This is a genomic window from Streptomyces sp. 5-10 (assembly GCF_014712245.1).
In the GTDB taxonomy this organism is placed as follows: Bacteria; Actinomycetota; Actinomycetes; order Streptomycetales; family Streptomycetaceae; genus Streptomyces; species Streptomyces violaceusniger.
On record NZ_JACVYG010000003.1, the window covers coordinates 422237 to 437952 of the forward strand.

Annotated in this window: 1 protein-coding gene and 2 pseudogenes; all 3 read right to left on the reverse strand. The window is 71.2% G+C overall.

Translation table 11 applies throughout. The features are described 5' to 3' along the window. Positions 1–31: 31 nt before the first annotated feature. Positions 32–7762 (reverse strand): annotated as a pseudogene (locus IEJ02_RS06265) (SDR family NAD(P)-dependent oxidoreductase); the annotation flags it as partial. Positions 7763–7815: 53 nt separating this feature from the next. After that, positions 7816–11202: an SDR family NAD(P)-dependent oxidoreductase gene (locus IEJ02_RS51345; protein ID WP_263407907.1), complete on the reverse strand. Its 3387-nt coding sequence runs from the start codon at positions 11200–11202 to the stop codon at positions 7816–7818. Positions 11203–11224: 22 nt separating this feature from the next. After that, positions 11225–15716: pseudogene (locus tag IEJ02_RS51350) on the reverse strand (SDR family NAD(P)-dependent oxidoreductase); the annotation flags it as partial.

The following is a 15716-nucleotide window of genomic DNA, read 5'->3' on the forward strand; positions in this document are numbered from 1 at the left end:
GCCGCTAAAGGTTGGCCACCCAGTCCTCGACGGCCTGGGCGGTGGTGTCCGCGTGCTTCTCCATCATGGTGAAGTGATCTCCGGGCACGTCGATGGCGGAGTCGGCGGGCCAGTCCGCCTGCCAGCTCTGCGCATCCGCGTCCGGAGCCGCCGCCAGCACCCGCTCCGTCGCACGAACCTGGAGGCTGGGAACCGAGATCTGCGGCGGCTTCCACCCCTCGAGCAGATGCACGTACCAGCCCATGGCGGACATCCGGACACCGTCCATGGAGACGAGTTCCTCCCGCTCGTACATTTCGTTCGTCCAGGCGTCCTCGAACTGGCCGAGCTTCGTGGTGTACGGAAGGTAGGTGTCCATCAGGACGACTCCCGCGGCCGGTGTGCCCTGGCCCTCCATGGCGGCGGCCACCGAGTGGGCGAACATTCCGCCGGCCGAGGAGCCGCACAGGACGACCGGGTCGCCCTGGGCATAATCGGCAACGAGCCGCGCCTGCAAGCGGAACAGCGCGTCCAGGGTGGCCGGAAGGCTCTCCCCCGGGACGGACCCCACGGTGCCGAGGGCCGCCACGTCCCGGTTGCCACGGAACGGCGCGGCGAACCGCGCGTACTGGTGGACGCCGCCCAGGGCGACGTGGGAGGAGAAACACACCAGCCGGGGACGTCCAGGGCCCCGGGAGAGCCGCGCGGGCCTGATGGTCCCCTCGAAGTCGGCGGGGTCCTCGAAGGTCGGACGGAGCCTTGCCGCGTTCACCAGCAGATCCATGCCGACCTGGTGCTTACCCTGCTGCGCCGCCTGCCGGTAGAGAGAGCCGAGGGTGTCGTCCGCTTGCGGCGCCGCGGGAGCGGGCTCGGTCACGGGCGCGGGCGCGGCGACCGGAGCGGCCGGGGCGGTCCGCTCCTGGACCTGGCGGTTGACGGGGCCGGCCGCGACCTCGGCCGCGAGCCGGGGCCGCAGATGGGCCACCATCTCGCCCGGGCTCGGGTAGTCGAAGACGACCGTGGTGTTCAGCCTCAGGCCGGTAAGGGCAGCGAGCTGGTTACGGAATTCCACCGCGGTAAGGGAGTTGAAGCCCATCTCCATGAACTCGTGGCCGGTGTCGATGTCATGGTGCGATGCGAACCCGAGCACCGCGGCGGCGACGGTACGCACCAGTTCGAGAAGCACCTCGTCCGTCTCGGCCTCCGACAGCCCGGCCAGCCGCTGCCGCAGCTGGGTGGCCTGGTCCACCTCGGACTCCGCCGCCCGAGCCGCACGGCGGACGGGGGCGTCCGGGACGACGGAACGGAACACGGCGGGCATCGCGGCGCCCTGGGCGCGCAGCACACCGATGTCCAGCCGGGCGGGAACCACCACGGCCGTGTCGGAGACGACGCCCGCGTCGAAGAGCTCCAGGCCCTCCTCGGAGGAGAGGGGCACCAGACCGGTGCGCGCCACATCGTTCCATGCCGTGTCCAGCCGCTGGACCTCGTAGAGATCGCTCAGGAACCGGCTGGGCCGGACCGAGGTGAACGAAGGCGCGAACCGCTCCCAGTCCACGTCCACGACCGTCACCACGCCGTCGCCGCCCGCCACCGCGCGTTCCAGACCGGCGATCGCCGGCTCCGGCGCCATCCGGGGCAACCCACGTCGCGCCAGCTGCTCCCCGGAGACGTCCCCCGCCGCCATGCCGCTCTCGGCCCAGGGGCCCCAGACCACGGACGTGCCGACGAGACCCCGTCCACGACGCTCCTCCACCAGCGCGTCCAGATAGGCGTTGGCCGCGCTGTAGGCGGCCTGGCCACCGCTGCCCCACATACCGGAGACCGACGAGAAGAGCACGAACGCGTCGAGCTCCCGGTCGCCCAGCAGCTCGTCCAGGTTGCCGGCGCCCGCCACCTTGCCCGATACCAGGGCGGCGGCATCGGCCAACCCGGTCTCCATCAGTGGCACCACCCCGGTGGCCCCCGCCACGTGCACGACCGCCGTCAGCGGATGCTCCCGCTCCACCGCGTCCAGCACCGCGGCCAGCTGCTCACGGTCGGCCACATCGCAGGCCGCCACCGTCACCCGGGCTCCCAGCGCCTCCAACTCCTCGCGCAGTTCGGACGCGCCCGGCGCGTCAGGACCACGACGGCTGGTCAGCACCAGATGTTCGGCACCGCTACGCGCCAGCCAGCGGGCCGTATGAGCACCCAGCCCGCCCGTGCCACCGGTCACCAGCACGGTGCCCCGCGCCCGCCACGTCGCCTTACCGGTGGTCGCGGCCGACCGCACCAGACGGCGTACGAAGACACCGGAACCACGCACCGCGACCTGGTCCTCGCCGCCCTCGACGGACAGCACACCGGCCAGCCGTGCCGCACCGCGCTCATCCAGCGACTCGGGCAGATCGACCACACCGCCCCACAGCGGCGGCAGCTCCAGCGCGGTCACCCGGCCCAACGCCGACACCATCGCCTGCACCGGGTTGGTGAGCCGGTCCGAACCGCCCACCGAGACGGCCCCTCGCGTACCGCTCCACAGCCGAGCCGGAATCTTCGCCTCGACCATGGCCCGCACCAGCGCCAGGCTCAGCGCGTAGCCGCCCGGCAGGGCCGGGTGCCCCGGGCAGGGCTCCTCGTCCAGGGCCAGCAGCGACAGGACACCGCCGAGCTCGGGCGCCTGCTCGGCGACCTCGCGCAACCGCTCCGCCAGCACGTTCGCGTCCAGGTCCCGCTCGTCCACCACGACCGAGACCACATCCGCACCATGCCGCTCGAGCCCGGCGACAACGCCCGAGACCAGCTCGTCCCCCGCCCGGGAGGCCGGAACCACTACCGGCCAGGTCCCTGACAGCGAGCCCCCGGCCACGTCCGGGACCGGCTTCCACGACACCTGGTAGCGCCAGTTGTCGATCTCCTCCTGCTGTGTCACTCCGCTGTCCTGGGCCCACCGGCCCCACGCCAGCGAGACACCCGGCAGTCCCTGAGCACGACGCCATGACGCGAGGCCGTCCAGGAACACATTGGCCGCGGCGTAGTTGCTCTGCCCGGCCGCGCCGAGCAGACCCGCGGTCGATGAGAACAGCACGAACGCCGACAGGTCCATGCCCGCGGTCAGCTCATGCAGGTTCCAGGCCGCGTCCACCTTCGCCCGCAGCACCGCGCTCGCCCGCTCGCGTGTCAGCGATGCGAACAGCCCGTCGTCGAGCACCTCGTCCGCATGCACTACGGCGCTCAACGCGAACTCCTCGGACAGTCCCGCCAACACCGCGGCAAGCGCTTCACGGTCCGCGGCGTCACAAGCCGCGACCACCACCTCGGCGCCCGCGGCCTCCAAATCGGCCCGCAACTCGACCGCGCCGTCCGTCTCCGCACCACGGCGGGACAGCAGCACCAGCTTCCTGACACCGTGCCGGGCCACCAGATGCCGGGCCACCAAACCGCCCAGAGCTCCCGTGCCCTCCGTCACCAGCACGGCGCCGGAACCGAACACCTCCGGCTCGGGAGCGTTGCCCGCGGGCAGCGAGCGGGCCAGACGTGGCACGCGGACCTCGCCCGAACGCACCACCACCTGCTCCTCACGAGCGGCTACCACGCCCGCGAGCAGTTTCACCGCACGCTCGACATCATCCGTGTCGACCAGCACGACCCGTCCCGGGTGCTCCGACTGCGCCGACCGCACCAAACCCCATGCCGCCGCGGCCGCCAGATCCCGCACACCGTCGCCAGTGTCAACGGCCCCCTGTGTCAGCACCACCAGCGGGGTGCCCGCGAACCGGTCGTCCGCCACCCATGACTGAACGGTCTCCAGCACCTCACCGACCCGTGTGTGGACCTCGTCCACCACAGCGGGGCCGTTCGAAGCCACCGGCAGTACCACCATTCCGGGCATGCTCGTGCCCGCCGCCACGGTGTCACTCAGCGCCGCGGGGTCCGGGTACACATCGGCGGGGTAGGTGCCCGCCGCCTCCAGAGCGGCGCCCACGCCAAGGCAGTCGTCGACCAGCACCGCCCACCAGCCGGGTGCCACGCCCTCGGCGGGCTTCACCGCGCCCGCCGTCCACTCCATGCGCAACAACGCGTCACCGGCCGTCCGGCCCGTGTTCGGCAACGTGGCGGCCTGCATGGGCCGGAAGAGGAGGGAATCGACGGAAGCCACCGGGCGGCCCGAGGTGTCGGCCATGGCCAGCGACACGGCCTGCCGTCCGTCCGGGATGATCCGGACGCGAAGCGCTTGGGCACCGACTGCTTCCAGGGAGAATCCCCGCCACGAGAACGGCATCAGACTGCCCGCGCTCGGCGCGTCGTCGCCACCGCGCAACGCGTTGTTCGCGCCCATCGCCTGCACGGCCGCGTCGAACAGGGCCGGGTGCAGACCGAAGTACTTCGCGATGCCGCGCTGATCCTCAGGCAGCTCGACTTCGGCGAACACCGCATCGCCGCGCTTCCAGGCGCGCCGCAACCCCCGGTACGCGGGGCCGTAGTGCAGCCCGTGCTCCTCGGCGTGCTCGTAGCCGCCGGAGATATCGACAGGCTTGGCCCCGGAGGGCGGCCACTTCGCGAAGTCGAAGGAGGCCGCGGGACCGGGCGGCGTGAGCACGCCGTGAGCGTGCCGCACCCACGGCTCCTCGAGGTCGGCCCTGTCGTCGGCCGGCTCCATCCGTGAGTACACGCTCACCTCGCGACGGCCCGAGGCGTCGGCCTCCCCCACCTCGACCTGGATTTGCACCCCTCCGCGCTCGGGCACCGCCAAGGGCGCCAGCAGCACCAGCTCATCGACCCGGCCGCACCCGACCTGGTCCCCCGCTTGCGCGACCATCTCCGCGAAGGCCGTCCCGGGCACGAGCGGCACCCCTTGCACCGCGTGGTCGGCGAGCCAGGCGTGCGTGGCCATCGACAGCCGCCCGCTGAACAACACTCCGCCGCCGCCCGCAAGCGAGACCGCGGCGCCCAGCAGGGGATGCCACACCGCCCCGAGGCCCACCGACCCCACGTCGCCGACGGCCGCCACCGAGTTCAGCCAGTAGCGCTGACGCTGGAAGGCGTAGGTCGGCAAATCGACCCGGCGGGCACCACGGCCCTCGTACACCGTCCGCCAGTCGACGCCGACGCCACTGACGTGCAGCTCGGCGGCGGAGGTCAGGAACCGCTCCAGGCCGCCCTCGTCCCGCCGCAGCGTGCCCACGACCACCGCCTTCTTCTCAGCGGCCTCCACCGTCTGCTGAACGGGAAGCGTGAGGACGGGGTGCGGGCTCACCTCGGCGAAGGCCGTATGACCGTCATCCAGCAACGTGCGCGTCGTGGCCTCCAGCTCAACGGTCTGCCGCAGGTTCCGGTACCAGTACTCCGCGTCCAGACCGGCGGTGTCCACCAGCTCACCGGACACCGTCGAGTAGAACGGCACCTCCGACGAACGCGGCGCGATGTCCGCCAGAACCTTCAGCAGCTCCTCGCGGATCGCCTCCACATGCGCGGAGTGCGAGGCGTAGTCCACCGGAACCCGGCGGACCCGCACCTCCTCGCCCTCCAGCTGGGCCACCATCTCATCCAGCGCCCCCGGATCACCGGAGACCACGACCGAACCGGGGCCGTTGACCGCCGCCACCGAAATCGCACCATCCCAGGAGACGATGCGCGCCTTGACCTGGTCGACCGGGAGCCCGACCGACACCATGCCACCACGACCGGCAAGATTCGCCGCGATCGCCTGCGATCGCAGCGCCACCACCTTCGCCGCATCGTCCAGCGAGAGCGCACCCGCCACACACGCCGCCGCGATCTCACCCTGACTGTGACCCATCACCGCGTCCGGCTCCACACCCACCGAACGCCACAGCCTCGCCAGCGACACCATCACCGCGAACAACACCGGCTGAACGACATCCACCCGGTCGAAACCAGGAGCACCCTCAGCCTCGCGCAGCACATCCGTCAACGACCAGTCCACATACGCCGACAGAGCCTTCTCACACTCGGCTATCGCCTCGGCGAACACCGGCGAGGAGTCCAGCAGCCCCACCGCCATCCCCGCCCACTGCGCCCCCTGACCGGGGAACACGAAGACGGTCCTGGGCCGCTTCACGGTCTGTCCCTTGACCACGCCCGGAGCGATCTCGCCCTTGGCCACGGCCTGGAGGCCGCGCAGGAGGCTGTCGCGGTCCTCGCCGATCACCACGGCACGGTGCTCGAGCGCCGACCGGGACACTGCCAGGGAGTAGCCGATGTCCGCCACCGACGCGAGCGCGAGATCGTTGTCCTGAGAAGCACCCTGGGCCGTCAGACTCGCGTGCAGCCGCTCGGCCTGTGCCCGCAGCGCGGCCTCGCCCTTGCCGGAGACCAGCCATGGCACAACGGAGGAGGCGGCAGGCGCAGGCTCACCCCCAGCACCGGCCTGCGGATCGGCCGGCCCCGGCTCCTCGGCTTCCGGGGCCTGCTCGATGATGGTGTGCGCGTTGGTTCCGCCGATCCCGAAGGCCGAGATCCCCGCCCGGCGGGGCCGGCCTGTCTCCGGCCAGGGCCGAGCCTCGGTGAGCAGCTTCACGGCCCCCGCCGACCAGTCCACATGGGGTGTCGGCTCGTCCACGTGGAGTGTCTTCGGCAGGATGCCATGCCGCATGGCCATCACCATCTTGATGACCCCGGCCACACCCGACGTCCACTGCGTATGGCCGATGTTGGACTTGAGGGCGCCCAGCCACAGCGGCTTGTCCTCCGGCCGCTCCTTGCCGTAGGTGGCGAGCAGCGCCTGCGCCTCGATCGGGTCGCCCAGCGACGTACCCGTGCCGTGTGCCTCCACCGCATCCACATCAGCGGGCGTCAGGTCGGCGTTCTTCAGCGCCTGGCGGATCACCCTGCGCTGCGAGGGGCCATTGGGAGCCGTCAGACCATTGCTGGTGCCGTCCTGGTTGATTGCCGAACCTCGGATGACGGCCAGCACCGGGTGGCCGTTGCGACGGGCGTCCGACAGCCGCTCCACGAACAGCACGCCGACGCCCTCGGACCAGTTGGTGCCGTCGGCGGCCGCCGCGAAGGGTTTGCAGCGGCCGTCGGTCGCGAGTCCTCGTTGGCGGCTGAACTCGGTGAACCCTCCCGGGAGGGCCATCACGGCGACGCCCCCGGCCAGGGCGAAGTCACACTCGCCCTGACGCAGCGCCTGCACGGCCAGGTGCAGGGCGACCAGAGACGATGAACACGCCGTGTCCACCGTCACCGCGGGGCCTTCGAGGCCGAGCACGTAGGAGATCCGGCCGGAGGTGACGGCAGGGTGTTGCCCTGTGAGCAGATGGCCTTCGACCTCTTCGGCCTCCATCGCCCCGGCCGCGCCGTACCCCGTGTTGGCACCGCCTATGAACACGCCGCCCGTGGCGCCCTTGACAGACAGCGGGTCGATGCCCGCCCGCTCCACGACCTCCCAGGACGTCTCCAGCAGCAGCCGCTGCTGGGGGTCCATCGCCAGCGCCTCACGCGGGGAGATCCCGAAGAACACGGGGTCGAAGAGCGCGGCGTCGTACAGGAACCCGCCCTCGTTCACATAGCTGGTCCCCTGGCTGTCCGGGTCGGGATTGAACAGCTCCTCGGGCCAGCCCCGGTCCTTCGGGAACGGTGAGAGCACGTCGATCTCGTCGGCGACGATGCGCCACAGCTCCTCCGGCGAGGTGACCCCACCAGGAAAACGGCAGCTCATCGCCACGATCGCGATCGGCTCCCGCTGCTTCGCCTCCACATCCCGAAGGCGCTGACGGGTGCGGTGCAGATCAGTCGTCACCCTGTTCAGGTAGTCGCGGAGCTTTGTCTCACTCATTGTTTGCCGCCACTTTCTTCGCAGTCACAAGTTCACGAGGTCTTGGGCAGGATTCAGGAAAGGCCGAGTTCCTGGTCGATGAAGTCGAACAGCTCGTCGTTGGAGGACGATCCGATCCGTTCGGCCACATCCTCGGTGGCGTCGACGCTCTCGGGGGCGTCATCCAGCTTGTTCAGGAACTCCCTCAGCCGTTCGGCCACCTTCGCCCGTACCTCACCCTCGGAGCCGAGCGCCGACAGGGTGGACTCCAGCCGGTCGAGTTCTCCGAAGACGGGCTCGGTCACGGGCCCGTCGGCGGGGGTGACCTCCTCGAGCAGAACCCGTGCGAGCGCCGTCGGGGTCGGGTAGTCGAACACCAGGGTCGCCGGCAGCCGCAGCCCGGTCTCCGCGTTGAGACGGTTCCGCAGTTCCACCGTGGTCAGGGAGTCGAATCCCATGTCCTTGAACGCGTGTTCCGGCTCGATCGCCTCTCCCGACGGGTAGCCGAGGACAACGGCCGTCTGGTCGCACACCAGGTCCATGAGGACGCGCTCGCGCTCCGCTTCGGACTTCCCGGCCAGGTGCTGCTTGAGCGCGGCGGCCGGATCGGCGGCCGGCTCCACGGCCCTCCGCGCGCGTGCGCGCACCAGTCCGCGCAGCAGCGCGTGTACCGGATCGCCCATCGAGGACATGTCCATGGTGATGGGCACCAGGACGGCGTCGTCGAGATGGCGGGTCGCGTCGAACAGCGCGAGTCCGGCCTCGGGGGTGAGGGCGACCATGCCGTTCCTGGTCATCCGGGTGATATCGCTGTCGGCCAGTTCGGTGGTCATGCCGCCGTCCTGCGTCCACGGCCCCCATGCCAGCGAGGTGGCCGGGAGCCCTTCGGCCCTGCGGTGCTGGGCCAGGGCGTCCATGAACGCGTTGGCCGCCGCGTAGTTGGCCTGGCCGGCGCTGCCGAACGTACCGGAGGCGGAAGAGAACAGGATGAAGGCGGCGAGGTCGAGGTCGCGGGTGAGCTCGTGGAGGTGCAGCGCGGCGTCCACCTTCGGACGCAGCACCTTGTCCACCCGCTCCGGCGTCAGCGACTCCACCACACCGTCATCCAGCACACCCGCCGCATGCACCACGGCCGACAGCGGATGCTCCGAACCGATCCCCGCCAGCAGCTTCTCCACCGCGGCCCGGTCGGCGACATCACACGCCACCACCCGCGCCTCGGCACCCAGCCCGGCCAGCTCCGCCACCAACTCCGCCGCACCCGGCGCCTGAACGCCACGACGACTCGTCAGCACCAGACGCCCAACACCGTGCTCCACCACCAGATGACGGGCCAGCAACGCACCCAGACCACCCGTACCACCCGTGATCAGCACCGTCCCCGGACCATCCAGCGCCCGCGGGGCGCCGCCGCCCGAGGAGACCCGCGCCATGCGCAGACCGAGCACCGTTCCCTCACGGACCGCGACCTGCGGCTCCTCGGAGGCGAGCGCCGACCGTAGCGCCGAGGACACGTCCCCGTGCTCCTCCGGGTCGAGGTCGACCAGGAGGAACTTCCCGGGATGCTCGCTCTGCGCGGAGCGCAGCAGACCCCACACGGCTGCCTCGGCAGGGGTGCGCACGTGGTCGGAGGGTCGGACACCCATCGCGCCGCGGGTCACGAACACCAGGTAGGAGTCGGCGAACCGCTCATCGGTGACCCACGACCGCACCAGGTCCAACGCCCGATAGGCGACGCCACGCACCCGCCCCGCCAGGTCGTCGTCATCATCGATGCCAACCGCCTCCGCGGTGCCCGTGACCATGACGACGTCCGGTACGGCGGCGCCGGACTCGATCGCCTCGCGCATCGCGGTCAGATCCGCGTATGCCTCCACGTCGGCACCCGCCGTCTCCAAGCCGGAGCGCACCCCCAGACCGTCCGTGCCCAGCACGGCCCACGTCCCTTCGGACGCGGGAGCCGGCGCGGCGACGGGAACGGGGGTCCACTCCAGACGGAAGAGCGAGTCATGCCCGGCCGCCCGAGAACCAGGCGCCTGGATTTGCGCGTCCGCGACCAGTCGCAGCGCCAGGGAGTCGACGGAGGCCACGGGGAGGCCGGTTCCGTCGGCGACCTGGAGGCCGATCGAGTCAGGCCCGAGCGAACTGAGGCGCACCCTCAACTCCGAGGCGCCTACGGCCCGCAGCGAGACCCCAGTCCAGGAGAACGGAAGCCTGGCGGGCATCGGCCCCTCATACGGTACGAACATGACGGCGTGAAGCGCCGCATCCAGCAGAGCCGGGTGCAGCCCGAACTCCTCGGCGTCCGCGGCGCTCTCCTTGGGCAGACGGACCTCGGCGAAGACCTCGTCACCACGGCGCCACACGGATCGCAGCCCCTGGAAGATCGGACCGTAACCGAAGCCGCCCTCGGTCATCCGGTCGTAGACGTCACCGATGTCGATCGGCTGCGCGCCCTCCGGGGGCCATACGGTGAGATCGGCCTGCCCCGTCTCTCGCGGTGCGCCGCCCGGCGCCGGCGACAGCAGACCGGAGGCGTTCTGTGTCCACGGCTGTGTCACGGTGCCGTCTTCCAGCCGCGAGTAGACGTTCAGCGCACGCGCGCCGCTCTCGTCCGGCCCGCTCACCGCGAGTTGGAGGTGCACCGCGCCCTGTTCGGGCAGCGCGAGGGGCGCCGTGAGGGTCAGCTCCTCGACCCGATCACAGCCCACCTTCTCGGCAGCGTGCAGCGCCAGTTCGAGGAAGGCGGTGCCGGGCAGGAGAATCGTGCCCTGAACCATGTGGTCAACGAGCCACGGATGGGTCTGCGGCGAGAGACGGCCGGTGAACAGGAAGCCGTCCGTGCCGGGCAGTTCGACGGCAGCGCCCAGCAACGGGTGCACCGGCGGGGTGAGCCCCACGGCGGTGACATCCCCGACGAACGTCGTCGGGGCCTCCAGCCAGTAGCGCTCCCGCTGGAAGGCGTACGTCGGCAGGTCGATCCGGCGGGCGCCGTATCCGGCGAACACCTTCGGCCAGTCGACGTCGGCCCCGTTGACATGAACCTCGGCGATCGAGGTCAGGAACCGCCCCAGACCGCCCTCGTCGCGGCGCAGCGTGCCGACGACCACGGCCCGGGCCTCGGCGGCCTCCACGGTCTGCTCAACGGGAAGGGTGAGCACCGGATGCGGGCTCACCTCGATGAACACACCGTGGCCACTGCCGAGCAGGGTACGGGTGGTGGCCTCCAGCTCAACGGTCTGCCGCAGGTTGCGGTACCAGTACTCCGCGTCCAGACCGGCGGTGTCCACCAGCTCACCAGACACCGTGGAGTAGAACGGCACCTCCGAGGAACGCGGCTGAAGGTCCGCCAGGACCTTCAGCAGCTCCTCGTGAATCGCCTCCACGTGCGCGGAGTGCGAGGCGTAGTCCACCGGGACCCGGCGAACCCGGATCTCCTCGCCCTCCAGCCGCTCGACCATCTCGTCCAGCGCCCCCGGGTCACCGGAGACGACCANTCTCCTCGCCCTCCAGCCGCTCGACCATCTCGTCCAGCGCCCCCGGGTCACCGGAGACGACCACCGAGCCGGGGCCGTTGACCGCGGCGACCGAGATCGCGCCGTTCCAGGCGGCGATACGGTCCTTGACCTGGTCGACCGGCAAGCCGACGGACACCATGCCACCGCGACCCGCCAGACCCGCCGCGATGGCCTGCGACCGCAGGGTCACCACCTTCGCGGCGTCTTCGAGTGAGAGCGCACCCGCGACACACGCCGCGGCGATCTCGCCCTGACTGTGGCCCATGACGGCATCCGGCTCAATGCCGACCGAACGCCACAGCTTCGCCAGCGACACCATCACCGCGAAGAGCACCGGCTGCACCACATCCACCCGGTCGAAGCCGGGAGCACCCTCGGCACCACGCAGCACCTCGGCCAGCGACCAGTCCACGTAAGCCGACAGGGCCGTCTCACACTCGGCCATCGCCTCCGCGAACACCGGCGAGGACTCCATCAACCCCACCGCCATGCCCATCCACTGCGCCCCCTGGCCGGGGAAGACGAACACCGTCTTACCGGCCCTCCCCGCCACACCGCGCACCACACTCGGCGCGGTCCCGCCCCGCATGACGGCCTCAAGGCCGCGCAGCAGCTCCTCACGGTCCTCACCGACCAACACGGCCCGGTGGTCGAAGAGCGATCGGGTCGCCGCCAGGGAGTAGCCGACATCCACAACGACCGCGGAATCGTCGACGGCCGAGGCCAGCTGACCGAGCAGCCGTTCGGCCTGGCCCCGAAGAGCCGCCTCGGTCTTACCGGACAGGACCCAAGGAACCGGGCCCGCGGTGAAGCCCGCGGCATCCCCCGCCTGCTCCGTACCGGACCCGTCGGCGGTCGGCGCCTGCTCGATGATCACATGCGCGTTGGTGCCACTCACCCCGAACGCGGACACTGCCGCCCTGCGCACACGACCCGTCTCCGGCCAGGGCGTCGCCTCGGTCACCAGCTCGACATCACCCGCCGACCAATCCACATGCGGCGACGCCTCATCCACATGCAACGTCTTGGGAAGCTTGCCCTCCCGCATCGCCATGACCATCTTGATCACACCAGCCACACCGGAGGCGGCCTGGGTGTGCCCGATGTTCGACTTCAACGCGCCCAGCAGCAGCGGCTGCCCCTCGGCGCGCTCCTGACCATAGGTGGCCAGCAGCGCCTGCGCCTCGATCGGGTCNCACCCGCTGCTGCGACGGACCGTTCGGCGCGGTCAGACCATTCGACGCACCGTCCTGGTTCACCGCCGAGCCCCGCACCACCGCAAGCACCTGGTGGCCGTTGCGCTCCGCGTCCGAGAGCCGCTCCACGAGCAGTACATCGACACCCTCGCTCCAGCCCGTACCGTTCGCCGCGGCCGAGAACGGCTTGCACCGGCCGTCGGGGGCGAGCCCGCCCTGCCGGCTGAACTCGACGAACGCCATCGGAGTCGCCATCACGGCCACACCGCCGACCAGCGCCATGGAGCATTCGCCCTGACGCAGCGACTGGCAGGCCAGATGCAGGGCCACCAGCGAGGAGGAGCAGGCCGTGTCCACCGTGACGGCGGGACCCTCCAGACCGTAGGTGTAGGACAGACGGCCGGAGACGACACTGCCGGAGTTACCGGTCAGCAGATGGCCCTCGACGTCCTCGGGCACCGTCTCCAGGTTGGCGCCGTAACCGGAGCCCGAGGAGCCGACGAACACGCCGACCTGGCTGCCCTTCAGCGACGCGGGGTTGATGCCCGCCCGCTCGAACACCTCCCAGGAGGTCTCCAGCAGCAGCCGCTGCTGCGGGTCGGTCGCCAGCGCCTCACGGGGCGAGATCCCGAAGAACCCGGGGTCGAACTCGGCCGCGTCGTACAGGAATCCGCCTTCACGGACGTAGAACCCGCCCGACTGCTCCGGGTCCGCGTCGTACATCCCCAGGTCCCAGCCGCGGTCCGACGGGAAGGAGGAGATGGCGTCACCGCCGCTCTCGACCAGCTGCCACAGGTCCTCCGGGCTGCGCACCCCGCCGGGGAAGCGGCAGCTCATGGCGACGATCGCGATGGGTTCGTCGTCCGCGCCGGAACCGGCGGGCGCCCCGGACCCGGCGGCGATCGCCGGGGACGACGCGCCCAGTGCCTCGGTCCGCAGATACGCCGCGAGCACCGTGGCGCTGGGGTAGTCGAAGACCAGCGTGGCGGGAAGGCTGAGACCGGTCTCCGCGGCCAGCCGGTCGCGGAACTCCAACGCTGTGAGCGAGTCGAAACCCAGCTCCTTGAAGGCCCGCCCGGGCTCAACCGCCTCCGTGCCGGTGAATCCCAGCACCGCGGCAGCGTGGTCCCGGACCAGATCGAGCAGGACCCGGTCGGTCTGGGCCCCGGTCAGCCCCGCCAGCCGCTCCCGCAACGCCGCACCCGCACCGAGCCCGGCGTCCTCGGTCTCCCCGGCCTCCGCCAGCACCCGCTCGACCTCGGGCAGATCACCGATCAGCGGACTCGGCCGCCCCATGGTGAACGAGGGGGCGAACCGCTCCCAGTCCACATCGGCGACCGCCACCACACCGTCATCACCCGCGACCGCCCCCTGCAACGCGGCGATCGCCAGGTCAGGCGCCATCGCGGGCAGACCACGCCGCGCCAACTGCTCGCCACCATCGCCCTCCGCCATACCGCCCTCGGCCCAGGGACCCCAGGCCACGGCGGTACCGGCCAGACCCCGCCCGCGACGCTCCTCCACCAGAGCGTCCAGATAGGCATTGGCCGCGCTGTACCCGGCCTGACCGCCACTGCCCCACACACCCGCGATCGACGAGAAGACCACGAACGCGTCGAGCTCCCGGTCGCCGAGCAGCTCATCCAGGTTGACGGCGCCGGCCACCTTGCCGGAGACCACGTCGGCGACATCGGCCAACCCGGTCTCCATCAGCGGCGCCACCCCGTTGGTACCCGCCGCGTGCACGACCGCCGTCAGCGGATACTCCGCAGGAACGGCGTCCAGCACCGCGGCCAGCTGCCCACGGTCGGCCACATCACAGGCCGCCACGGTCACCCGGGCACCCAGCGCCTCCAACTCATCGCGCAACTCGGACGCGCCCGGCGCGTCAAGACCCCGACGGCTGGTCAGCACCAGATGCTCGGCACCACTACGCGCCAGCCAGCGCGCCACATGACCACCCAGCGCACCCGTGCCACCGGTCACCAGCACCGTGCCACGCGCCCGCCACGAGATCCCCTCACCGACAGCCGCGGCCGACCGCACCAGACGGCGCGCCAACACACCCGAGCCGCGCACCGCCACCTGGTCCTCGCCGCCCCCGGCGGACAGCACACCCGCCAGCCGCGCCACCGCACGCTCATCCAGCGACTCCGGCAGATCGACCACACCACCCCACAGCTGGGGCAGCTCCAGCGCGGCCACCCGGCCCAGCGCCCACACCATCGCCTGCGCCGGATGGCTGAGCTTCTCGGAACGGCCCACCGACACGGCGCCACGCGTTCCGGACCACACCAAAGCCTCGACACGCGCCTCGACCATGGCCCGCACCAGGGACAGCGTCAGGGCGAGGCCGTTCGACAGCGCCGGGTGCGCCGGGCAGGGGTCCTCGTCCAAGGCGAGCAGCGACAGCACACCACCCGGCTCGGACACCTCCGCGACCGCCTCGCGCAACCGCTCCGCCAACGCGTCCGTGTCAAGGTGCCGTTCGTCCACCACGACCGGCACCACACCCGCGCCATGCCGCTCGAGCCCGGCGACAACCCCCGAGACCAGCTCGTCCTCCGCGCGGGACGCCGGAACGACCACCAGCCACGTCCCCGACAGCGAGCCGTCGGCGGCGTCGGGGACCGACTTCCACGACACCCGATAACGCCAGCCATCGACAATGGACCGGTCACGGCTGTTGCGGTGGTACGCCGACAGAGCCGGCAGCACCGCGCTCAGCGGCGTCTCGGCATCGACGTCGAGCGTCTCGGTGAGCGTTTGGAGATCCTCACGCTCGACCACCTCCCAGAACCGCGTATCCACCGACGGGGCGAACCCCGCGGCGGTGAAATCGCTGGGGAACGTCAGGCTCTCCAGCCAGTAGCGCTCCCGCTGGAAGGCGTACGTGGGCAGGTCGACCGTCCGTGCGCCACGTCCCGCGAAGGCCTGTTCCCAGTCCACTCCGACGCCGTTCACGTGGAGCTCGGCCAGCGCCGTCGTCAGCGCCCGCGTCTCGGGACGGTTCTTGCGCAGCACCGGCACCACGACGGGAGCCGAAGTCTCCTCCGCCGTCAGGCACTCGCGTGCCATCGCCGAGAGCACTCCATCGGGGCCGACCTCGACGAACCGGGAGACGCCCTGCTCCTCGAGCGCCCGCACGCCGTCCGCGAACCGCACCGCCTCCCGCACATGGCGGACCCAGTACTCCGCGGAGCACACCTCATCGGCGGCGGCCGGCTGACCGGTCACGTTGGATACCAGGGCAATCCTCGG